18 protein-coding genes are annotated in these 21,519 nt (G+C 61.8%); 9 read left to right on the plus strand and 9 right to left on the minus strand.

What is annotated here, in order from left to right:
• Positions 1-67 precede the first annotated feature (67 nt).
• From N8H74_RS00120 to N8H74_RS00145, 6 genes are all read right to left on the minus strand, one after another.
• Positions 68-892 (minus strand): ABC transporter permease, encoded by an 825-nt coding sequence (locus N8H74_RS00120; protein ID WP_217829601.1) that lies wholly within the window; start codon positions 890-892, stop codon positions 68-70.
• 12 nt (positions 893-904) lie between these two features.
• Positions 905-2,152, minus strand: a complete 1,248-nt coding sequence (locus N8H74_RS00125) for an ABC transporter permease (protein ID WP_217829600.1) — start codon at positions 2,150-2,152, stop codon at positions 905-907.
• 83 nt (positions 2,153-2,235) lie between these two features.
• On the minus strand, positions 2,236-3,279 hold the full coding sequence (locus tag N8H74_RS00130) for an ABC transporter substrate-binding protein (protein ID WP_217829599.1): 1,044 nt from the start codon (positions 3,277-3,279) through the stop codon (positions 2,236-2,238).
• Between the two features lie 48 nt (positions 3,280-3,327).
• Positions 3,328-4,452: an ABC transporter ATP-binding protein gene (locus N8H74_RS00135; RefSeq protein ID WP_217829598.1), complete on the minus strand. Its 1,125-nt coding sequence runs from the start codon at positions 4,450-4,452 to the stop codon at positions 3,328-3,330.
• Between the two features lie 254 nt (positions 4,453-4,706).
• Positions 4,707-5,336, minus strand: coding sequence for a response regulator transcription factor (locus tag N8H74_RS00140; RefSeq protein ID WP_262145766.1), 630 nt, complete (start codon positions 5,334-5,336; stop codon positions 4,707-4,709).
• Between the two features lie 28 nt (positions 5,337-5,364).
• Entirely contained in the window at positions 5,365-7,758 is a 2,394-nt protein-coding gene (locus tag N8H74_RS00145; protein WP_262145767.1) for a sensor histidine kinase, read from the minus strand.
• Positions 7,759-7,831: 73 nt separating this feature from the next.
• Here N8H74_RS00145 and N8H74_RS00150 point away from each other — a divergent pair, with 73 nt between their 5' ends.
• On the plus strand, positions 7,832-8,818 hold the full coding sequence (locus N8H74_RS00150) for an alpha/beta hydrolase family protein (RefSeq protein ID WP_217829595.1): 987 nt from the start codon (positions 7,832-7,834) through the stop codon (positions 8,816-8,818).
• A 103-nt stretch (positions 8,819-8,921) separates the two neighbouring features.
• Here N8H74_RS00150 and N8H74_RS00155 read toward each other — a convergent pair whose 3' ends face one another.
• From N8H74_RS00155 to N8H74_RS00165, 3 genes are read right to left on the minus strand one after another with little or no spacing between them, the layout of a single operon-like run.
• Complete coding sequence (locus tag N8H74_RS00155; protein ID WP_217829594.1) at positions 8,922-9,689, minus strand: TerB family tellurite resistance protein; 768 nt, start codon at positions 9,687-9,689, stop codon at positions 8,922-8,924.
• 1 nt (position 9,690) lies between these two features.
• Positions 9,691-10,362, minus strand: a complete 672-nt coding sequence (gene murU, locus N8H74_RS00160; RefSeq protein WP_262145769.1) for an N-acetylmuramate alpha-1-phosphate uridylyltransferase MurU — start codon at positions 10,360-10,362, stop codon at positions 9,691-9,693.
• A complete protein-coding gene (locus tag N8H74_RS00165) occupies positions 10,359-11,378 on the minus strand; it encodes a phosphotransferase (RefSeq protein WP_262145771.1) in 1,020 nt (339 codons plus the stop codon). The genes murU and N8H74_RS00165 overlap by 4 nt, the downstream gene beginning before the upstream one ends.
• A 130-nt stretch (positions 11,379-11,508) precedes the next feature.
• On the opposite strand from N8H74_RS00165, the gene N8H74_RS00170 reads away from it, so the two are divergent.
• The 8 genes from N8H74_RS00170 (at position 11,509) to N8H74_RS00205 (ending at position 21,357) form a co-directional block, all read left to right on the plus strand.
• A complete protein-coding gene (locus N8H74_RS00170; protein WP_262145772.1) occupies positions 11,509-14,304 on the plus strand; it encodes an LPS-assembly protein LptD in 2,796 nt (931 codons plus the stop codon).
• Positions 14,285-15,601 carry a peptidylprolyl isomerase SurA gene (surA, locus tag N8H74_RS00175; protein WP_262145773.1) on the plus strand — a complete coding sequence of 439 codons (1,317 nt, stop codon included), beginning with the start codon at positions 14,285-14,287 and terminating at the stop codon, positions 15,599-15,601. The genes N8H74_RS00170 and surA overlap by 20 nt, the downstream gene beginning before the upstream one ends.
• Positions 15,598-16,587 (plus strand): 4-hydroxythreonine-4-phosphate dehydrogenase PdxA, encoded by a 990-nt coding sequence (gene pdxA / locus N8H74_RS00180; protein WP_262145774.1) that lies wholly within the window; start codon positions 15,598-15,600, stop codon positions 16,585-16,587. The genes surA and pdxA overlap by 4 nt, the downstream gene beginning before the upstream one ends.
• Positions 16,584-17,402: a 16S rRNA (adenine(1518)-N(6)/adenine(1519)-N(6))-dimethyltransferase RsmA gene (rsmA, locus tag N8H74_RS00185; RefSeq protein ID WP_262145775.1), complete on the plus strand. Its 819-nt coding sequence runs from the start codon at positions 16,584-16,586 to the stop codon at positions 17,400-17,402. The genes pdxA and rsmA overlap by 4 nt, the downstream gene beginning before the upstream one ends.
• Positions 17,403-17,512: 110 nt before the next feature.
• Positions 17,513-17,893 (plus strand): Co2+/Mg2+ efflux protein ApaG, encoded by a 381-nt coding sequence (gene apaG, locus N8H74_RS00190; protein WP_217829587.1) that lies wholly within the window; start codon positions 17,513-17,515, stop codon positions 17,891-17,893.
• The gene (locus N8H74_RS00195) at positions 17,893-18,774 is read left to right on the plus strand and encodes a symmetrical bis(5'-nucleosyl)-tetraphosphatase (RefSeq protein WP_262145776.1); all 882 of its coding nucleotides are present in this window, start codon (positions 17,893-17,895) and stop codon (positions 18,772-18,774) included. Before apaG ends, N8H74_RS00195 begins: the two co-directional genes overlap by 1 nt.
• 33 nt (positions 18,775-18,807) lie before the next feature.
• Positions 18,808-19,137, plus strand: coding sequence for a thiosulfate sulfurtransferase GlpE (glpE, locus tag N8H74_RS00200; RefSeq protein ID WP_217829585.1), 330 nt, complete (start codon positions 18,808-18,810; stop codon positions 19,135-19,137).
• Between the two features lie 297 nt (positions 19,138-19,434).
• Entirely contained in the window at positions 19,435-21,357 is a 1,923-nt protein-coding gene (locus N8H74_RS00205; protein ID WP_217829584.1) for a PrkA family serine protein kinase, read from the plus strand.
• The last annotated feature ends 162 nt before the right edge of the window (positions 21,358-21,519 follow it).

The raw sequence follows: 21,519 nt of genomic DNA on the forward strand, positions 1-21,519 counted from the left end.
TCCCCGGTCTAATGTGTAAAGGATGTACCGGTCTCTACAGTGAGGGGCTACGATTCAAAGCCAGGCATCAAACCTGAGCCGTACGCAGCTTCTCGCTACGCCCCCGTAGCCATTCAAGCGTCAGCAGCAGAATCACCGAAAACGCAATCAGCAAGGTCGCGGCCGCCGCAATCGTCGGGCTGAGGTTTTCGCGAATCCCGCTGAACATCTGCCGTGGCAATGTCGCTTGCTCGGGACCGGCAAGGAACAGGGTCACCACCACCTCATCGAACGAGGTCGCAAAGGCAAACAGCGCCCCGGAAATCACCCCCGGCGCAATCAGCGGCAGCGTCACCCGGCGGAAGGTCGTCAACGGCGAGGCACCGAGGCTGGCCGCCGCCCGCACCAGGTTATGGTTGAACCCCTGCAGGGTCGCCGACACGGTGATGATCACGAACGGCACGCCCAGCACCGCATGCACCACGATCAGCGAGAAGAAACTGTTGCCCAGCCCCAGCGGCGCGAAGAACAGGTAACTCGCCACACCGATAATCACCACCGGCACCACCATCGGCGAAATCACCAGCGCCATCACCAATGACTTGCCGGGGAAATCGCCACGGGTCAGGCCGATCGCGGCCAGGGTGCCGAACACCATCGCCAGCACGGTCGCGGCCGGGGCGACGATGATGCTGTTCTTCAGCGAACGCATCCATTCCGCCGAAGCGAAGAAGTCCTGATACCAGTGCAGCGAAAAACCTTGCAGCGGGTACACCAGGAAACTGCCCGAGTTGAACGACAGCGGCACGATCACCAGCACCGGCAGAATCAGGAACAACAGAATCAGGCCGCAGAGGATCCGCAGGCTGTAGAACCACACCCGTTCGACGGGCGACATGTAAGGACTCAGCATCTCAAATTCCCCTTAACCCAGGCGCAGGCGACTGGCGCCCACCAGCCAGCTGTAGATCAGATAAAGCACCACGGTCGCCAGCAGCAACAGCCCGCCCAGCGCAGTGGCCATGCCCCAGTTGATGCTGGTGTTGGTGTAGAACGCGACGAAGTAGCTGACCATCTGATCGTTCGGACTGCCGAGCAGCGCCGGGGTGATGTAGTAGCCGATGGCAAGGATGAACACCAACAGGCAGCCGGCGCCGACACCGGCGTAGGTCTGCGGGAAGTACACCCGCCAGAAACTGGCGAACGGATGGCAGCCGAGGGAAATCGCCGCACGCATGTAGGTCGGCGAGATGCCCTTCATCACGCTGTAGATCGGCAGGATCATGAACGGCAGCAGGATATGCACCATCGAGATGTAGACCCCGGTGCGGTTGAACACCAACTCCAGCGGCTTGTCGATGATGCCCATCGCCATCAGGGCACTGTTGATCAGGCCGCCGGACTGCAGCAACACGATCCACGCCGCCACCCGCACCAGAATCGACGTCCAGAACGGCAACAGCACCAGAATCATCAGCAGGTTGCTCTGGCGCGATGGCAGGTTCGCCAGCAGGTACGCCAGTGGATACGCCAGCACCAGGCAGATCACGGTGATGATCAGGCCCATCCAGAACGTGCGGGCGAAGATGTCGAGGTAGATCGCCTGGTCCGGGGTGGCCGGGGCGAGTTCGCCGAGGTCGTCGATCCGGTGATCGACCGCCGCCAGCAGGTAATACGGGGTGATGCTGCTGGTGTTGCGGCGCACCGCTTGCCAGTAGGCCGGGTCGCCCCAGCGTTCATCGATGCCTTCCAGCGCTTCTTTATAAGAAGCAGGCTCGGTGGCGAACGGCAGGCCCCGGGCGGTTTTGGTCAGCAGGCTGCGATAGCCGGCCAACTCCATGTTCAAGCGCTTGGACAGGTCGCCCAGCGTCTGGTTTTTGCGGGCTTCGGCGAGGTCTTCGCTGGCTGCCTTGTACACCGGTTCGGCGGGCAGGCCCCGGCCGTCCCAACTGGCGATGGCCGCCACGGTGCGCGGCATGCCGCCGACCACTTCCGGGTTACCCACGCTTTTGTAGAGCAGCGCCACGATCGGCACCAGGAACACCAGCAACAGAAACAGCACCAGCGGCGCGATCAGCGCCTGGGCCTTCCAGCGGTTGACCCGCTCGGCGTGCTTGAGCCGCTGCTTCAAGGTGGGGCTGTTGCCCTCGTTCAGGGGAACGGCGATGGCCATGACGTACTCCGCAAATCTTTGATCGTTACAGAGGCGGCGAACCGCCTCTGTTGTGTTGAAGCACAGCTCCCACAGGGAACTGCTTACTTCGCAGCCCAGGAGTTGAAGCGCTGTTCCAGTTGCTCGCCGTTGTCAGCCCAGAAGGTGACGTCGATCTGCACCTGGTTGGCGATGTTTTCCGGAGTGGTCGGCATGTCCTTCAGGACATCCTTGGCCAGCAGCGGCACTGCCTGAGTGTTGGCCGGGCCGTAGGCGATGTTCTCCGAGTAGGTCTTCTGCTGCTGCGGCTGCACCGAGAACGCGATGAATTTCTTCGCCGCTTCAGCGCGCGCCTTGTCCAGGCCTTTCGGGATGGCCCAGGCGTCGAAGTCGTAGATGCCGCCGTTCCACACCACTTTCAGGTTGGATTCTTTCTGCACCGCCGCGATACGACCGTTGTAGGCCGAGCTCATAACCACGTCACCGGAGGCGAGGTATTGCGGCGGCTGGGCGCCGGCTTCCCACCACTGAATGCTTGGCTTCAACTCATCGAGCTTCTTGAACGCGCGGTCCTGACCATCCTTGCCGGCCAGCACTTTGTAGACGTCTTTCGGCGCAACGCCGTCGGCCATCAACGCGAACTCAAGGGTGTACTTGGCGCCTTTGCGCAGGCCACGCTTGCCCGGGAATTTCTTGGTGTCCCAGAAATCAGCCCAGCTGCTCGGTGCGGTTTTCAGCTTGTCGGCGTTGTAGGCCAGCACGGTCGACCACACGAAGAAGCCCACGCCGCACGGCTGGATCGCGCCCTTGACGTAATCTTCGGTCTTGCCGAACAGCGCCGGATCGAGTTGTTCGAACATGTCCTCATCGCAGCCACGGGACAGTTCTGGCGACTCCACCTCCACCAGATCCCACGACACGCTCTTGGTATCGACCATGGCTTTGACCTTGGCCATCTCGCCGTTGTACTCGCCGGCCACGATCTTGCCGTTGCCCGCCGTTTCCCACGGTGCGTAGAAGGCTTTGACCTGCGCAGCCTTGTTCGCCCCGCCAAACGACACCACAGTCAGATCGGGACCTGCGGCCATTGCCTGTGCCGCACCCATCAGGCCCAGGGTCAGGGCTGTGAACTTCAAGGATCTCAACATTTATTGTTCTCTCCACGTGCAGGGTTGGTGTTGGTATTGCCGGGGCGATCAATGCGCCTCTGAAAGAGGATCAAGCGCGCGAACGTGCTCGACCTGCCAGCCAAGCGGAACCACGTCCCCGACCGCCAGAGCCGGATCGAGCTCGGCAATCGGTTGTTTCACGAAGAAGTCGGTCTTGCCACAGACTTCCAGGCGCACCCGGACGTGGTCGCCCAGATAGATGAATTCGGCCACCCGCCCGGAGAAGCGGTTGACGCATTGGTCGCTGGAGCCGTTGAGACTCACCCGCTCCGGACGGATCGACAGGGTCACCGGTTCGCCGGTCTGGCCGACGTTGACCGCCAGCGCCTCAACCTTCTCGCCGCGTCCCAGTTCGACCACGCAACGTTCACCGCTCTGGCTGAGCAGACGGCCGCTGAGACGGTTGTTCTCGCCGATGAAGTTGGCGACGAAGGTGTTCTTCGGTTCCTCGTAAAGGGTGCGCGGCGGAGCGATCTGCTGGATCTCGCCCTGGTGGAACACCGCGACACGGTCGGACATGGTCAGGGCTTCGCCCTGGTCGTGGGTCACATAGACCACGGTCACGCCGAGGCGCTGGTGCAGATGCTTGATTTCCATCTGCATGTGTTCACGCAATTGCTTGTCGAGCGCGCCGAGGGGTTCGTCCATCAGTACCAGTTGCGGCTCGAACACCAGCGCGCGAGCCAGGGCCACCCGCTGTTGCTGACCGCCGGACAATTGCCCCGGATAGCGCTGGGCGAAGCTGTCGAGCTGGACCATTCCCAGGGCTTTTTTCACTTTGTCGGTGACGTCGCTCTTGTTCAGGCCGCGCACGGTCAGCGGGAACGCGAGGTTTTCAGCCACGGTCATGTGCGGGAACAGCGCGTAGTTCTGGAACACCATGCCGATGTCGCGTTTGTGCGGCGGCACGTTGTTGATCGAACGCCCGGCCAGGAGGATTTCCCCGGCAGTCGGTGTTTCGAAACCGGCGAGCATCATCAGGCTGGTGGTCTTGCCGGAACCGGACGGCCCGAGCAGGGTGAGGAATTCGCCTTTGCGAATATCCAGGTTGAGGTCTTTGACGATCAGGTTCTCGCCGTCGTAGCTCTTCTGCACTCCACGAAAGCTGACCAGCACGTCGCTGGCCCCTGCGTTTGATTCGACCTGGCTCATACCCACACCTTTGTTATTGATGACTGCTGTGGACTAAGCCTAGTGGCTGCCGCCAACGGCGCAAATCGGGGCGCAGGAGAGAATCGCCTCAGCCGGATGGAAGGCCGGGTGTAGGGATTTCCCTACAAGGATGGCGTGTTTGGACAAGTGCCGCGGTGAGCTTGCGGCGGCAAGCCGCAAGCGTGGGCAAAAGCTGTGTCGCTATTGGATATGCCCACAGATGAGGGCGTGTGAGAGGGGTTTTGTGATGCCGGTCAGAGGAGCTTGTGTTCCATGGCGTATTTCACCAGTTCCGCCAGGGAAGTGATGTTGAGCTTCTGCATCAGCCGCGCCTTGTGGGTGCTGATGGTCTTGCTGCTCAGGGCCAGTTGCTGGGCGATGTCATTGACGTTGGCGCCCTGGGCCAGGCGTTCGAACACCGAGAACTCACGCTCGGAAAGCAGTGAATGCAACGGCCGGGCATCGGTCAGGCCGACTTCGAAGACCATGCGGTCGGCCAGCTCGGGATCAATGTAGCGCCCCCCCGCCGCGACCTTGCGGATCGCCGTCAGCAACAGCGCCGGATCGCTGTCCTTGGTCGCGTAGCCGGCAGCGCCGACCTTCAGCGCCCGGGCAGCCATCTGCGCTTCATCGTGCATCGACAACACCAGAATCGCCGGTGGATTGCTCAGCGCACGGATGCGCGGGATCGCTTCCAGGCCGTTGACCCCGGGCATCGAGATGTCCAGCAACACCACCTCGCAAGGCACATGACGCAGGGTTTCGAGCAACTGCTCGCCATTGCTCGCCTCCCCCGCCACTTGCAGATCCTTGGCCAGGCCGATCAATTGCTTGATGCCTTCACGGACAATGGTGTGGTCTTCGGCTACCAGTACACGGATCACTTGCACTCTCCTCGATAATTGCGATGTTTCAGCCGTCGAGCGGCACCCACACATGCAGACTGGTGCCCTCCCCCGGTTCGCTCTCCAGGGTCAGGCGCCCGCCCATGATCAGCACCCGTTCGCGCATGCCCACCAAGCCGAACGAAGTCGGCCGACCGGCAGCGGCGACAAATCCTACGCCATCGTCGCTGACCGTCAGACACAATTCATCGCCCTCCAGTGCCAGCGTCAGCTCCACAGTATGCGCCTGGGCATGGCGCATGACGTTGGTCAGCGCCTCCTGAAGGATGCGGAACAGGCCGATCGCCTTGCCATCGCTGAGCGGCGGCAGACTCTCGGGCACCTGCACCAGACACGGAATCTGCGTTCGCGCCTCGAAGCGTCGCGCCTGCCATTCAATCGCCGAGGCAATCCCGGCGTCGAGAATCGGCGGGCGCAGCGCCGTCGCCACATCGCGCACCAACTGGAACAACTGGGCGATCAGGCGCTTCATGCTGTTCAGGCGTTCGTTCAGACCGGGATCGAGTTGCGCGTAGGCCAATTCGCACATCGATGTCTCCAGTTTCAGCACCGTCAGCATCTGCCCCAACTCGTCGTGAACCTCGCGGGCGATCCGCGCCTTTTCTTCTTCCCGGACACTCTCAAGGTGCGCCGACAATTCGCGCAACTGCTCGCGGGACGCGGCCAGTTCCAGTTCGATGCGTTTGCTTTCGGTGATGTCCCAGACGATGCCGTCCCAGACATAGGCGCCATCCTCCAGTTGACGGGTGATCGCCTTGATCTCGGCCCAGCGCTGCTCGCCCTGGCGCGTCAGAATCCGCCCCTGCCACGACCAGTCGCTGTCGGTGTCGAGCGCCTGATCCTGGGTCTGGTGATAACCGGCCTTGTCCTCCGGATGTACCAGGCTGCGCAGGCCCATGTCACGGTGAGCAATAGCCGAGGGTGCGTAACCGACCAGACTCTCGCTGCCCTCGCTGATGTAGGCAAAATCGATCTGCCCGGTCACGGGCGCCCGCTCCAGGCGGAACACCAGGCCCGGCACGTTGGCCGCGATGCCTTGCAGCCGCGCCTCGCTTTCCTGCAACGCCGCCAGTGCGCGACGGCGCTCGGTGACATCGGTGAGATAAACCACCAGATACTCGCTGTCACGAAAGCGCAGAAAACTCAGCGATACGTCGGCCGGCAGCACGCTGCCATCGGCGCGCACGCAGTTGGTTTCAAAGCTCAACGGCCCTTCCTCACTGGCCCGGGCGCGCTTCCACAGGTTGAGCCAGCGATCCATGTGCAGACCCGGTTCGAAGTCGATCAGCGGTCGCTCGATGATCCCGCCCGGTGGATAGCCGAGCATGGTTTCCGCCGCGCGGTTGGCGTAGCGCACGTGGCTGTCCCAATTGACCCAGAGAATGCCGACGGTGCTCTGATCGATGGAAAACTGGGTCAGGCGCAACGCTTCTTCGCTGGCGGCGCGCAGGGCGATGTCTTCCCGGGCGGCGAGCAGGCGCTGTTCGAGGTTGTGCTGCTGACGCCGTTGCCAGACCACGACCGCCATGCAACTGAGCAACAGCACCGCGCACAGCAGACTCAGGTTCTGCCAGAACCCCGGCGATTCCGAGAGTCGCGGGTATTTGGGTTGCAGCCATTGGTTGTGCAGGCGTTCGAGATCCTTGGCCGGAATCGCACGCAAGCCCCTTTCGACGATGCCGGCCAGTTCCGGCCAGTCGCGCCGGGTGGCGACCCGCAGCAATTGCGGCAGACCGATATCGCCGACCACCACCAGCCCGGCGAACTCCGGCTCCGTCGACAGGCGTCCGAGCTGCGCTTCGTCGACCACCGCGAACGACGCCTGCTGGCTCAACAGCAACTGCAGGGCCTGACGCTCCATCGGTACGCCTTGCAGGTTCAGATGGGGATAGTTGCCGCGCAGGTAATCGGCAGTGACGCTGGGCATGCGCACGGCGACGCGGGTCTGGCTGTCGAGTTTTTCCAGCTCCACTGCACCGGCGGTTTTCTGATCGCTGACCACCAGTTGCGGCACCCGCATGTAGGGGTCGGAAAACTGCCAGAGACGCAGCGCTTCCGGGGTCTGGGTCAGGCCCGGCGCGAGGTCGATTTCGCCGTCGCGCACAGCAGCTTCGAGCTGCGCCAGATCCTGAAAGTTACGCCAGGTCAGTTCAATCTTGAGGGCCTTGGCCAGCCATTTCATCAACTCGACATTGGCCCCGGACAAACGCTGCAGACGCCGGTCGTATTGCGCATACGGCGCCTGCAACACCAGGCCGACGCGCAACTCGTTGTGCTGCGCCAGCCATTGCTGCTCGCTGGCCGACAGTTGCGCGACGTGGGCCGGCGGCGCAGACGCCGCCCAGCCCATCAAGGGAAACCACAAACAGCCGATAACCCACAGGCAGCAAAAACGCATCATTGAAGTCTCGTACACTGACAAATTCTGACCAACCCATTAGGCTGCCGGGATACTTTCTGGCCTGGAATAACCGATGCCCTCTGTCTACCGCCTGGCAATGCCAGCATTGTGCCTGTCGCTGATCCTGCCTTGTGCGTTTTCTGTTCAGGCGGCCGATCCGGCCCCTGCTGCCGCCACGGAAAAAGCCGCAGAAGAAAAACCGGTCGAGCGCCAACCTCTGCTTGAGCGTAGTCAGGAAGACGCCTCGGCACTCGAACGCAAAGTCCCCGCCCAGGAACAGCAACAGCTCCAGGCCGGCAGCGACACGTTCCTCGCGCTGTGGAAACCAGCCAACACCGCCGATCCCAAAGGTGCGGTGATTATCATCCCCGGCGCCGGCGAAAGCGCTGACTGGCCGCAAGCAATCGGTCCGCTGCGCAGCAAATTGCCGGACGCCAAGTGGAGCAGCCTGAGTATCACCCTACCCGATCTGCAAAGCGATGCCATCGCCCCGCGCGTGGCCGAAGCCCCGCCCGCGCCGAAAGCCGAGTCGGCCAGCAAGGACTCCACCACCGCGCAACCGATCGAGCAGGCTGCCGGCGGTGAAGCCGAAGTGGCGGATCAGGTGGTGGCAGAAACCAGCGAAGAGCAATCAAAGGCCGACGCCGAACGCATTTTCGCCCGCATCGACGCCGCGATCGGCTATGCCGAGCAGCAGAGTGCGCGCAGCATCGTCGTGCTCGGCCATGGCACCGGCGCCTATTGGGCCGCGCGCTACCTGAGCGAAAAGCAGACGTCGCAAGTGGAAAAACTGGTCATGGTGGCGGCACAGATGCCGGCCAGGGCCAAGCCGGAACTGGCGGAGCTGACCCCCACCCTGAAGCTGCCGACCGCCGATATTTTCTACATGGACAAAACGCTGGATCGCAACGCGGCGCTGGAGCGCATGCAGGCGAGCAAGCGCCTGAAGACTTCAGCGTTCAGTCAGGTCGCGCTCAAGGCCTTGCCGGATAACAAGGCCGAGCAGGAGCAACTGTTCCGCCGGGTGCGCGGCTGGTTGAATCCGCAGAATCCCGACTGATCCACAGGCCGGAGCGCGCCCTTCGCGAACAAGCCCGCTCCCACAGTGCCGGTAGGGGCGGGCTTGTTCGCGAAGAGGCCATGACCGACAAACGATTCACTGGCTAGCGAAAATCCCGGCGCTCGCGAATCAACGTGTACGCGTTGTGCAGCTCACGGGTTTTATCGGTGGCTTCGCGCACCTGCGCGGGCGTCGCGCCGGTGCCGGCGATCTTGTCCGGATGATGGCGGCTCAGCAGGCGTCGGTAGGCGCGCTTGATCTGTGCCGGCTCGCTGGTCGCCGACACGCCCAGCAAGCGCATCGCTTCCTGATAGCTCACCGCCGCACTGACGATTGGTCGCTTGTGCGGTTCATAGTCAGCCGCCAGCGCCTGCACCTGGTGGTGGGTCCAGCCCAGCCATTTGCCCCACTGCGCCAACAGCTCGCGCTCGCTGCTGCCGGCCCGGCTGTCCGCCCAGACCATCCGCCAGCAGGCGCGCAACACGCCCTCGGCGGCATGGGGCTGGGCGGCGAGACGACGCAGATAGCCGCGCAGATTGTCGTTGCCCGACTTGCCGCGATTGAACGCGGCAATCGCCCGGCGCTGCGCCGGCTCGCTCATTTCCAGCGAACGCATTTCCACCCGCGCCTGCTGGATATGCCCATCGGTGACCCGGCCGTCCGACTTGGCCAGACGTCCGAGCAACACGAACAGCAATTCGTCGTTGCGCAACATCGGCCGACCGCCGAGTTTTTCCCGCAAATGCCCCCAGCTCTGCAAATGCAGACGCCGGTCCAGCGCCTGCCCCAACAAAGCCCCAAGCATGGCCCCCGGAATGCTGGCAATGGCAAAACCCGCTCCGGCTCCAATCAGAGTCCCTGGCCACAACATATCAGCGACTCGCTTCTATCAAGGCTTCAGCTTCCGCCAGACGCTCATGCGTGCCGACATCCACCCAATGCCCGTTCAACCGCTCGCCCGTCACCTGCCCGTCCGCCATCGCCTTGCGCAACAGCGGCGCCAGTTTGAAAGCACCGGCCTCGCAGCCGTCGAACAACTGCGGGTGGAGTACGGCGATGCCGCTGTAGGTCAGGGTCGTCGCGTCCGGTTGACCGTCCTGCACCCGGCCGTCGACCAGCATGAAGTCGCCATTCGGGTGATGTGCCGGGTTGTCCGCCAGCACCAGATGAGCCAGCCCGGTGATCGGTTGGTGCTGCACGCTGAAGTCGTAATCGGTCCAGATATCACCGTTGACCACCAGGAATGCCTCATCACCGAGCAACGGCAAGGCGCGGAAAATTCCGCCGCCGGTCTCCAGCGGCTCGCCTTCCGGGGAATACTGAATGCTCACGCCGTAGCGCGAACCGTCGCCCAGATAATCCTCGATCTGCTGACCCAGCCAGGCGTGGTTGATCACAATCTCGTTGAAACCTGCCGCCGCGAGGGCATGCAGGTGATATTCGATCAGGGGCACGCCGCCGGCACGCACCAGCGGTTTGGGGGTGGTCAGCGTCAGCGGGCGCATGCGCTCGCCCTTGCCGGCCGCCAGAATCATTGCCTTCATGCCTTCACTCCGCCGCGCAGACTGTCGAACAGCGCCTGCAATGGCGCCAGTTCCGGACGCCGGGCGATGACCGCTTCTATATAAGCAAAGAAGCGCGGCACGTCGGTCAGGTAGCGCGGCTTGCCGTCGCGGTGGCAGATGCGCGCGAAGATGCCGATGACTTTCAGGTGGCGCTGCACGCCCATCAGGTCGCTGGCACGCAGGAAATCCTCAAGGTCCGGCTGCACCGGGATGTTCAGCGCAGAGGCCTGCTGCCAGTAGTTTTCCAGCCAGCCGCGCACGCGCTCTTCAGGCCAGCTGAGGAAGGCATCCTTGAACAGGCAAGTCACGTCATACGTCACCGGGCCATAGACCGCATCCTGGAAGTCCAGCACACCGGGATTCGGCTCGCTGAGCATCAGGTTGCGCGGCATGTAGTCGCGGTGGACCAACACTTTCGGCTGGGCCAGGGCGCTGTCGATCAGCAGGTCGCTGACTTGCTGCCACTGCTGTTGCTGGGTGGCATCGAACTCGACGCCCAGCTCACGTTTCACATACCACTCGGGGAACAGTTCCAGCTCCCGACGCAGCAACGCGACGTCGTAGCTCGGCAGCGGTGCCACCATCGGCAACTGCTGAAAAGCCAGCAAGGATTGCAGGGCATCGTCGAACAGCGCGTCGGCATTTTCGCCATCGATCACGTCCAGATACGTCTTGTTGCCCAGGTCATTGAGTAAAAGAAATCCGCGTTCGAGGTCTTCTGCATAAATTTTCGGCACATTTATTCCGGATTTCGCCAGCAAAAAGGCGATATCCACGAACGGTTTGCAGTTTTCCTGGGGTGGCGGCGCGTCCATCACGACGAAGCTGCGACCCTCGCCTTCCCAACGGAAATAACGGCGGAAACTCGCGTCGCTGCTGGCCGCAGTCAACGTGGCCGGGGGGACGGCGCCCCAGCCCTGATCGGCGAAAAGGATTGCCAACTGCTCATCGAGCCAAACTTTCAGGTGTTGCAAGCGTACATCTTGGTCAGGCATTGCAAGGGTCTCCGACGGCGCTAGCCGTCAAGCGGGTCATGCTTTATTATCCAGCATCTTTTTCAGACCATCGAGAGGCGTGCGGCCCATACCGCGGGCAGATGGCACGCAGGAAGCCCGGACTAATAAGATGGCATTGAAATCCCCCGCGTTTCGTAAAAAATTTCCGTTGTTGGTAACCGGCAGTCTGCTGGCTATGCAACCTCTGGCCAGCCAATTCGTTGTTGCCGCCGAGCAGTATGACTGCTCCATCTCGGCTACGGGTGGCTGGGACTGTGCGCCCAAGACGTCGGCGGCTGCATTGCCGCCGCGTCCGGTGCATGACGGCAGCGCCGTCAGTGCCACGGGCGAAGCCCCGGCCGAGAGCGGCACTACTGCCGACGCAGGTCCCAAGCCGGTACTGGTCACCGAATCCAAGGGCCGTGGCCTGAAATCCCGCAGCGAAGACTACAGTCACCTCGACTGGGTTCCGCGCGAGAAGCTCACCGCCGCCCAATTGGCCGAGACCGGTCCTTACTGCTCTGGTTCCTATATCGAACCGATTCGTCCTGGCATGAATGACAAGACGAATAAAAGTGACGCACCGACCTTCATCGGCGCCAAGGCTTCGCGTTATCAGCAGGACTCGCAGGTGGCGAGCCTGGCCGGTGACGTGGTCATGCGCCAGGGCAGCATGCAGGTCGAAGCCGACGAGGCGAACCTGTATCAGGCCGAGAACCGTGGCGAACTGGCCGGCAACGTGCGTATCCGCGACAACGGCGCCCTGCTCGTCGGCGACCACGCCGATGTCCAGCTCGACACCGGTGAGGCCAAGGTCGACAACGCCGAATACGTGATGCACAAATCGCGCATCCGCGGTAACGCGCTGTACGCCAAGCGCGCCGAGAACGCGATCATCCGCCTGAAGGACGGCACGTACACCACGTGCGAACCGAACAGCAACGCCTGGCAGCTCAAGGGCAACAACATCACCCTGAACCCTGCCACCGGCTTCGGTACAGCGACCAACGTGACGCTGCGGGTCAAGGACATTCCGGTCCTGTACACGCCGTACATCTACTTCCCGATCGATGACCGTCGCCAGTCCGGCTTCCTGCCGCCGACCATCGGCTCCGGCAGCGATACCGGCTTCATGCTGGTAACCCCGTACTACTTCAACCTGGCACCGAACTACGATGCCACGTTGTACCCGCGCTACATGAGCAAGCGCGGCATGCTGATGGAAGGTGAGTTCCGTTACCTGACCAAGTCGAGCGAAGGCCAGTTCGGTGCGGCGTACCTGAACGACGAAGACACCGATCGCAGCCAGCAGACCGACTACCAGAAAAACCGCTACATGTATAACTGGCAGCACAAGGGCGGCCTCGACTCTCGCGTGTACACGCAGGTCGACTACACCAAGATCAGCGACCCTTACTACTTCCAGGATCTGAGCACCGACCAGATCGGTGTGAAGAGCGCCGACTACGTGAACCAGCAGGGTTCGATCAGCTATCGTGGCGACAGCTATACCGCGCGCCTGAATGCTCAGGCGTATCAGTTGGCGACGGTTTCGAACATCACGCCGTATGACCGCCTGCCGCAGATCACCTTCAACGGTCAGCTGCCGTATCACCCGGAAGGCCTGAACTTCGATTACGAGACCGAGATCGTCCGTTTTGACCGAGACCTCAAAACCGGTTCGTTCACCGATGAGGCCGGCAACGTGTCGCCACGCCTGGACAAGAACGTACTGGGCCTGGATCGCGCCAACGGCACTCGCCTGAACCTCAAGCCAGGTGTCAGTCTGCCGATGAACTGGACCTATGGCTTCGTGAAGCCATCCCTCAAGTATCAGTACACCCAGTACGATCTGGATCTTGATGGTCAGGGCAAGTTCGATCTCGCGACCAACCGCAACGGTGCTTCGGCACTGGGCGAGTCGTTCAGCGGCTCGCAAAACCGTGGCGTACCGATTGCCAGCATCGACAGCGGCCTGTACTTCGACCGCGACACGTCCTACTTCGGCAAGAACTACCGTCAAACCCTGGAGCCACGCCTGTTCTACCTCTATGTACCGGAGAAAGACCAGAAAGACATCCCAGTGTTCGATACCAGCGAATACACCTTCAACTATGCGTCGCTGTTCCGTGACAACCGTTTCTCCGGCTCCGACCGTGTCGGTGACGAGAACAAACTGTCGCTGGGCGTGACCAGCCGCTGGATCGAAGAAGATGGCTTCGAACGTCAACGCATCAGCGTCGGCCAGGCCCTGTACTTCAAGGACCGTGAAGTGCAACTACCGGGCATCGATGCAAAAGCCCGCGACGACTCGCGCTCCAACGTTTCGCCTTACGCGCTGGAATACGAATACCGCTGGAACCGCGACTGGCGCACCACGGCCGACTACAACTGGGATCCGGACAGCCGCAGCCCGCGTTCCGGCAGCGCGATGTTCCACTACCAGCCTGAAGACAACCCGAACAAGGTTATCAACGCCGGTTATCGCTATCGCAATGACCAGGTCCGTTACGACCAGAGCACCGGCAAGTGGACCGTCGGCGGTGACTACGGCACCGAGGGCCAGCCGGGCTTCATCAAGGACTACTACAAGATCCAGCAGCATGACTTCTCCGTCATCTGGCCAATCGTTCCTCAATGGAGCGCTATCAGCCGCTGGCAATACGACTACAACCGCAACCGTACGCTTGAAGCCTTCGGTGGTTTCGAATACGACAACTGCTGCTGGAAACTGCGCCTGATCAACCGTTACTGGGTTGCCTATGACGAGTTCAGTCAGGACGCTCCGCAAAACGAAAAAGGCGACCACGGCGTCTTCCTCCAAATTGTTCTGAAGGGCCTCGGTGGTGTCGTCGGCACCAAGGTAGAGAGCTTCCTCGACAAAGGCATCCAAGGTTATCGTCAACGTGAAGACCAAGCTTTCTGATTGTCTGCGCCCGCTGATGCTGGGCGCGCTGTTCCTGGGTACCGCGGCGAACGCCTCGGTACAGTCCATCGATAAAGTGGTGGCCATCGTCGACAACGACGTGGTCATGCAGAGCCAGCTGGATCAGCGCGTCCATGAGGTTCAGCAAACCATCGCCAAGCGTGGCGGTGGCTTGCCGCCTTCGGGCGTGCTGGAACAACAGGTGCTCGAGCGCCTGATCGTCGAAAACCTGCAACTGCAGATCGGCGAGCGTTCCGGCATCCGCATCACCGATGAAGAACTGAACCAGGCTGTCGGCACCATTGCCCAGCGCAACAACATGACTCCGGATCAATTCCGCGTCGCCCTGTCCCGCGATGGCCTGTCCTATGAAGACGCCCGTGAGCAGATCCGCCGCGAAATGGTCATCAGCCGTGTCCGTCAGCGCCGGGTGGCGGAGCGCATCCAGGTTTCCGAGCAGGAAGTGAAGAACTTCCTCGCCTCCGACCTGGGCAAGATGCAGCTGTCCGAAGAACTGCACCTGGCCAACATCCTGATCCCGACCCCGGAAAGCGCCAGCTCCGAAGCGATTCAGAGCGCTGCGCGCCAGGCGATGGAGGTTTACCAGCAGCTCAAGCAGGGCGCTGACTTCGGCCAGATGGCCGTGGCCCGCTCCGGCAGCGACAACGCACTGGAAGGCGGCGACATGGGCTGGCGTAAAGCCGCGCAACTGCCACCTCCGTTCGATCGCGAGCTGAGCAGCATGACGCCGGGTGAAATCACCCAGCCTGCACGTACTCCGGGCGGCTTCATCATCCTGAAGCTGCTGGAAAAACGCGGCGGCGAAAGCCAGACCCGCGACGAAGTGCATGTTCGCCACATCCTGGTCAAGCCAAGTCCGATCCGCGACGAAGCGAAGACCAAGGCACTGGCCGAATCGCTCTACAACCGCATCAAGGCTGGTGAAGACTTTGCCGAGCTGGCGAAGAACTACTCCGAAGACCCGGGTTCCGCTCTCAACGGCGGCGACCTGAACTGGATCGATCCGAACGCACTGGTGCCGGAATTCCGCGCCGTGATGGCCAAATCGCCGCAAGGTGAGCTGTCCAAGCCGTTCCAGACCCAGTATGGCTGGCACGTCCTGGAAGTCCTTGGCCGCCGCGCCACCGACAGCACCGCCCAGGCCCGCGAGCAGCAGGCACTGACCGTACTGCGTAACCGCAAATACGACGAAGAGCTGCAAACCTGGCTGCGTCAGATCCGTGACGAAGCGTACGTAGAGATCAAACTCCCTGGTGCAGACCAGGCAGCGCAGTGAAACCCAAGCGTTTCGCGCTGACACCCGGCGAACCAGCCGGCATCGGTCCCGACCTGTGCCTGCTGCTCGTCTCGCAAGCCCAGCCGCATCCCCTGATTGCCATCACCAGCCGCGACCTGCTCCTCGAGCGGGCCGCGCAGCTGGGGCTGGCTGTCGATCTGCTGCCGGTCGGCCCCGACCGCTGGCCGGATGTTCCGGCGCCGGCCAACAGCCTGTACGTCTGGGACACCCCGCTCAGCGCCCCCGTGGTGGCCGGGCAACTGGACAAGGCCAACGCCGCGTTCGTCCTTGAAACCCTGACCCGAGCCGGCCAGGGCTGCCTGAACGGCGACTTCGCCGGGATGATCACCGCCCCCGTACACAAGGGCGTGATCAACGAGTCGGGCATCGCGTTCTCGGGGCACACCGAATTCCTCGCCGACCTGACCCATACCGCACAAGTGGTGATGATGCTCGCCACCCGTGGCTTGCGCGTCGCACTGGTCACCACCCACCTGCCCCTGCGCGACATCGCCGATGCGATCACGCCGGAGCGGCTGGAGCGAGTCACGCGGATTCTGCACGCCGACCTGCAAGACAAATTCGGCATCGCCCGGCCACGCATCCTGGTTTGCGGACTCAATCCGCACGCCGGTGAAGGCGGACATCTGGGCCATGAAGAAATCGACATCATCGAACCCACGTTGGAGCGCCTGCGCAGCGAAGGCATGGACCTTCGTGGCCCGCTGCCCGCCGACACTCTGTTTACCCCCAAATATCTGGAGCACTGCGACGCAGTGCTGGCGATGTACCACGACCAGGGCCTGCCCGTGCTGAAGTACAAAGGCTTCGGCGCCGCCGTCAACGTGACCCTCGGCCTGCCGATCATTCGGACTTCGGTCGACCACGGCACCGCCCTGGATCTGGCCGGCAGCGGCAAGATCGACACCGGCAGCCTGCAAGTCGCCCTGGAAACCGCCTACCAGATGGCCGAGACCCGTTTATGACCGAGCAATACCAACACAAGGCGCGCAAGCGTTTTGGCCAGAACTTCCTGCACGATGCCGGCGTCATCGACCGCATCCTGCGCGCTATCCACGCCAAGCCCGACGACCGCCTGCTGGAAATCGGCCCGGGCCAGGGCGCGCTGACCCAGGGCCTGCTGGGCACCGGTGCGCAGCTCGACGTGGTGGAACTGGACAAGGACCTGATCCCGATCCTCAACCAGCAGTTCGCCGGCAAGAGCAACTTCAACCTGCATCAGGGCGATGCACTGAAGTTCGACTTCAACAGCCTCAACGCTGCGCCGAACAGCCTGCGAGTGGTCGGCAACCTGCCGTACAACATCTCCACGCCGCTGATTTTCCACCTGCTGAACAACGCCGCGATCATCCGCGACATGCACTTCATGCTACAGAAGGAAGTGGTCGAGCGTCTGGCCGCAGGTCCCGGTGGCGGTGACTGGGGTCGTCTGTCGATCATGGTTCAGTACCATTGCCGGGTCGAGCATCTGTTCAACGTCGGCCCGGGTGCGTTCAATCCGCCGCCGAAGGTCGATTCGGCGATCGTGCGCCTGGTGCCGCATGCCGTGCTGCCGCACCCGGCCAAGGATCATCGCCTGCTGGAGCGCGTGGTGCGCGAAGCGTTCAACCAGCGACGCAAGACCCTGCGCAACACCCTCAAGCAATTGCTCAGCAGCGCCGAGATCGAAGCCGCCGGTGTCGACGGCAGCCTGCGTCCCGAGCAACTGGATCTGGCCGCCTTCGTGCGTCTGGCCGACAAGCTCGCCGAACAGCCTGCGAAAACGCCCGACGCCGACTGACCGGCCATGTACCGGGCAGGACACCACGCTGGTTTACTGCCCGATACTTGCCTAGACTGAATCCCAATCAGCTACGCCCCGCGCCCCGCTTCGTTTTTAAGGCCTCTCGCATGTCCGATCCTCGTTACCAGGTCGACGTCAGTGTCGTTACCCACTATCTGGCAGACCAATCGCAACCCGAGCACGAGCGTTTTGCCTTCGCCTATACGATCACCGTGCAAAACAATGGCGAACAGCCTGCCCGACTGATGTCACGGCATTGGGTCATCACCGATGGCGACGGGCATGTCGAGGAAGTGCGCGGTGCCGGCGTGGTCGGTCAGCAACCGCTGATCGATGCCGGCAAAAGCCACACCTACAGCAGCGGCACCGTGATGACCACCAAGGTCGGCACCATGCAGGGCAGCTACGAAATGGTCGCCGCCGACGGCAAGCATTTCGACGCGATCATCAAGCCTTTCCGCCTCGCCGTTCCCGGAGCCCTGCACTGATGGCGACGTACGCCGTCGGCGACCTGCAAGGCTGCCTCGAACCGCTCAAATGCCTGCTCAGGCAGGTCGCCTTCGACCCGGCGCTGGATCGTCTGTGGCTGGTCGGCGATCTGGTCAACCGTGGCCCGCAATCGCTGGAAACCCTGCGCTTCCTTTATGGGATGCGCGAATCGCTGGTCTGCGTCCTCGGCAATCACGACCTGCACCTGCTGGCCGCCGCGAAGAACATCGAGCGCCTGAAAAAGTCCGACACCCTGCGGGAAATCCTCGAAGCCCCCGACAGCCCCGAGTTGCTGGAATGGCTGCGCCGGCAAAAACTCATGCACTACGACGAGCAGCGCGAAGTCGCCCTGGTGCATGCCGGCATCCCGCCCCAATGGTCGCTGCGCCGGGCTTTGAAGTGCGCTGGCGAAGTCGAGGCCGCGTTGCGTGACGACAATCTGTTTCCGGCCTACCTCGATGGCATGTACGGCAACGATCCGGCGAAATGGGACAACGACCTCAAGGGTGTGACACGCCTGCGGGTCATCACCAACTATTTCACCCGCATGCGCTTCTGCACCGCCGAGGGCAAGCTCGACCTCAAGAGCAAGGAAGGTCTGGATACCGCCCCCGCAGGCTACAAACCCTGGTTCCAGCATCAGGAGCGCAAGACCCGTGGCCTGCGGATCATCTTCGGCCACTGGGCGGCGCTGGAGGGCGATGTCCATGAACCGGGCATCTCGGCCCTCGATACCGGATGCGTCTGGGGCGGCAGCCTGACCCTGATGAACGTCGACAGCTTTGAACGGCTGTCGTGCAAATGCGACGAACACGGCGGTGTGCTGCCGCCAGTCGCGTCACCGATCGCCGAACCCTCGCCAGCCAGCGCTCCGCGCTAGACTGCGTTTTCAGCCGAGCCACAGGAACCCGCCATGAGCGAATTCAAACGTATTCCCCCGGAACAGGCCCAGGCCCTGCGCGAGCAAGGTGCCGTGGTGGTTGATATCCGCGACCCGCAAACCTACGCCGCACTGCACATCGCCGGATCGAAGCATGTGGACAACCACTCCATCGCCGACTTCATCCGCAGTGCCGACCTCGACGCACCGCTGGTGGTGGTCTGCTATCACGGCAACTCCAGCCAGAGCGCGGCCGCCTACCTCATCAGCCAAGGCTTCTCGGACGTCTACAGCATGGACGGCGGCTTCGAACTGTGGCGCACGACTTTTCCTTCGGAAACAGCGCAAGGCTCTTCCGAATAATTTTTTTGTAACGTGCAAGCCCCGGCTCCCGTGGGCTCGCGCGGTGGCAGACGAACGGTCTGCCACAACTAATTACGTATCTCGCCTTTACCTCCCGAATTCCCAACTATCCTTAAGCCCAGGCCATCCAAAACAGGGGAGAGCCGGTACACCGGCGCACGGGTCATCGGGAGTGGCTTTCGCGGTTGTCGATCGCGGAAGCGTTCTGGGGGGTAAACAAGAGCTGCCTGAGCAGCTGCTTGCCAGCATCGACTGAGTGATCCGGCGTCGGCTCCACGTATCGAGCGAGGTGACGTCATGAGTATCTTTAGCCACTTCCAACAACGCTTCGAGTCCACACGCCAGGAAGAATTCTCGCTGCAGGAGTACCTGGAACTGTGCAAAAAGGACCGCAGCGCCTACGTTTCCGCCGCCGAGCGTCTATTGATGGCAATTGGCGAACCCGAGCTGCTCGACACGTCGACCAACTCGCGGCTGTCGCGGATCTTCTCCAACAAGGTGATCCGCCGCTATCCGGCCTTTGAAGACTTCCACGGGATGGAAGAATGCATCGACCAGATCGTGTCGTATTTCCGCCATGCCGCTCAGGGCCTGGAAGAGAAGAAACAGATCCTTTACCTCCTCGGTCCCGTGGGTGGCGGTAAATCGTCCCTGGCCGAGAAGCTGAAACAACTGATGGAAAAAGTGCCCTTCTATGCCATCAAGGGTTCTCCGGTGTTCGAATCGCCCCTGGGCCTGTTCAACGCCACCGAAGATGGCGCGATCCTCGAGGAAGACTTCGGCATTCCACGCCGCTACCTGAACACCATCATGTCGCCATGGGCGACCAAGCGCCTGGCCGAATTCGGCGGTGACATCAGCCAGTTCAGGGTGGTCAAGCTGTATCCGTCGATCCTCAACCAGATCGCCGTGGCCAAGACCGAACCGGGTGACGAGAACAACCAGGACATCTCGGCGCTGGTCGGCAAGGTCGATATCCGCAAACTGGAAGAATTCCCGCAGAACGACGCCGACGCCTACAGCTACTCCGGGGCGCTGTGCCGGGCCAACCAGGGCCTGATGGAATTCGTCGAAATGTTCAAGGCACCGATCAAGGTGCTGCACCCGTTGCTGACCGCAACCCAGGAAGGCAACTACAACAGTACCGAAGGCCTGGGCGCGATTCCGTTCACCGGGATCCTGCTGGCGCACTCCAACGAATCGGAGTGGCACACCTTCCGCAACAACAAGAACAACGAAGCCTTCATCGACCGGATCTACATCGTCAAAGTGCCGTATTGCCTGCGGGTCAGCGACGAAGTGAAGATCTACGACAAACTGCTGATCAACAGCTCCCTGGCCAAGGCCCATTGCGCGCCGGACACCCTGAAAATGCTGGCGCAGTTCTCCGTGCTGTCGCGCCTCAAGGAGCCGGAAAACTCCAACATCTATTCGAAGATGCGCGTGTACGACGGGGAAAACCTCAAGGACACCGATCCGAAGGCCAAGTCGATCCAGGAATACCGCGACTCGGCGGGCGTCGACGAAGGCATGAACGGTCTGTCGACCCGCTTCGCGTTCAAGATCCTGTCCAAGGTCTTCAACTTCGACCCGCATGAAATCGCCGCCAACCCGGTACATCTGCTTTATGTGCTGGAACAGCAGATCGAACAGGAACAGTTCCAGGCCGAGACCCGCGAACGCTACCTGCGCTACCTCAAGGAATACCTGGCACCGCGTTATATCGAATTCATCGGCAAGGAGATCCAGACCGCCTACCTCGAGTCTTACAGCGAGTACGGGCAGAACATCTTCGACCGCTACGTGCTGTATGCGGACTTCTGGATTCAGGATCAGGAATACCGCGATCCGGAAACCGGCGAGATCCTCAACCGCGTCGCGCTCAACGAGGAACTGGAAAAAATCGAGAAACCGGCCGGTATCAGCAATCCGAAGGATTTCCGCAACGAAATCGTCAACTTCGTATTGCGTGCCCGTGCCAATAACAACGGCAAGAACCCGACCTGGCTCAGCTACGAAAAACTGCGGGTGGTCATCGAGAAGAAAATGTTCTCGAACACCGAAGATCTGCTGCCAGTCATCAGTTTCAACGCCAAGGCCAGCAAAGAGGACCAACAGAAACACAACGACTTCGTTACGCGAATGGTCGAACGCGGCTACACCGACAAACAGGTACGACTGCTGTCCGAGTGGTATCTGCGGGTCAGAAAATCACAGTAAACCGCGGCCGGTCAGACCGGTTGTCGTCAGCCCGAGGCCTGTGGGCGCTTTTTCTGCTACACAGGCCTCTGGAAGGTGTTCGAAAGGCGGTAGCGAGGTTCAGGCAGCACCCAAAGCGCTTGGGGGAGCGTGTATGTCCCTTGGCATTCGGTTCAATGCTGC

Source organism: Pseudomonas sp. B2M1-30 (genome assembly GCF_025447575.1).
GTDB classification, from domain to species: Bacteria; Pseudomonadota; Gammaproteobacteria; order Pseudomonadales; family Pseudomonadaceae; genus Aquipseudomonas; species Aquipseudomonas botevensis.

Bases quoted from the DNA above. Each gene is read 5' to 3' on its own strand.
- N8H74_RS00155 (WP_217829594.1), bottom strand. From the start codon at position 9,689: ATGTTGTGGCCAGGGACTCTGATTGGAGCCGGAGCGGGTTTTGCCATT.
- N8H74_RS00135 (WP_217829598.1), bottom strand. From the start codon at position 4,452: ATGAGCCAGGTCGAATCAAACGCAGGGGCCAGCGACGTGCTGGTCAGC.
- glpE (WP_217829585.1), top strand. From the start codon at position 18,808: ATGAGCGAATTCAAACGTATTCCCCCGGAACAGGCCCAGGCCCTGCGC.
- N8H74_RS00195 (WP_262145776.1), top strand. From the start codon at position 17,893: ATGGCGACGTACGCCGTCGGCGACCTGCAAGGCTGCCTCGAACCGCTC.
- N8H74_RS00130 (WP_217829599.1), bottom strand. From the start codon at position 3,279: ATGTTGAGATCCTTGAAGTTCACAGCCCTGACCCTGGGCCTGATGGGT.
- N8H74_RS00170 (WP_262145772.1), top strand. From the start codon at position 11,509: ATGGCATTGAAATCCCCCGCGTTTCGTAAAAAATTTCCGTTGTTGGTA.
- rsmA (WP_262145775.1), top strand. From the start codon at position 16,584: ATGACCGAGCAATACCAACACAAGGCGCGCAAGCGTTTTGGCCAGAAC.
- N8H74_RS00150 (WP_217829595.1), top strand. From the start codon at position 7,832: ATGCCCTCTGTCTACCGCCTGGCAATGCCAGCATTGTGCCTGTCGCTG.
- N8H74_RS00145 (WP_262145767.1), bottom strand. From the start codon at position 7,758: ATGATGCGTTTTTGCTGCCTGTGGGTTATCGGCTGTTTGTGGTTTCCC.
- N8H74_RS00205 (WP_217829584.1), top strand. From the start codon at position 19,435: ATGAGTATCTTTAGCCACTTCCAACAACGCTTCGAGTCCACACGCCAG.
- N8H74_RS00125 (WP_217829600.1), bottom strand. From the start codon at position 2,152: ATGGCCATCGCCGTTCCCCTGAACGAGGGCAACAGCCCCACCTTGAAG.
- murU (WP_262145769.1), bottom strand. From the start codon at position 10,362: ATGAAGGCAATGATTCTGGCGGCCGGCAAGGGCGAGCGCATGCGCCCG.
- N8H74_RS00120 (WP_217829601.1), bottom strand. From the start codon at position 892: ATGCTGAGTCCTTACATGTCGCCCGTCGAACGGGTGTGGTTCTACAGC.
- apaG (WP_217829587.1), top strand. From the start codon at position 17,513: ATGTCCGATCCTCGTTACCAGGTCGACGTCAGTGTCGTTACCCACTAT.
- N8H74_RS00165 (WP_262145771.1), bottom strand. From the start codon at position 11,378: ATGCCTGACCAAGATGTACGCTTGCAACACCTGAAAGTTTGGCTCGAT.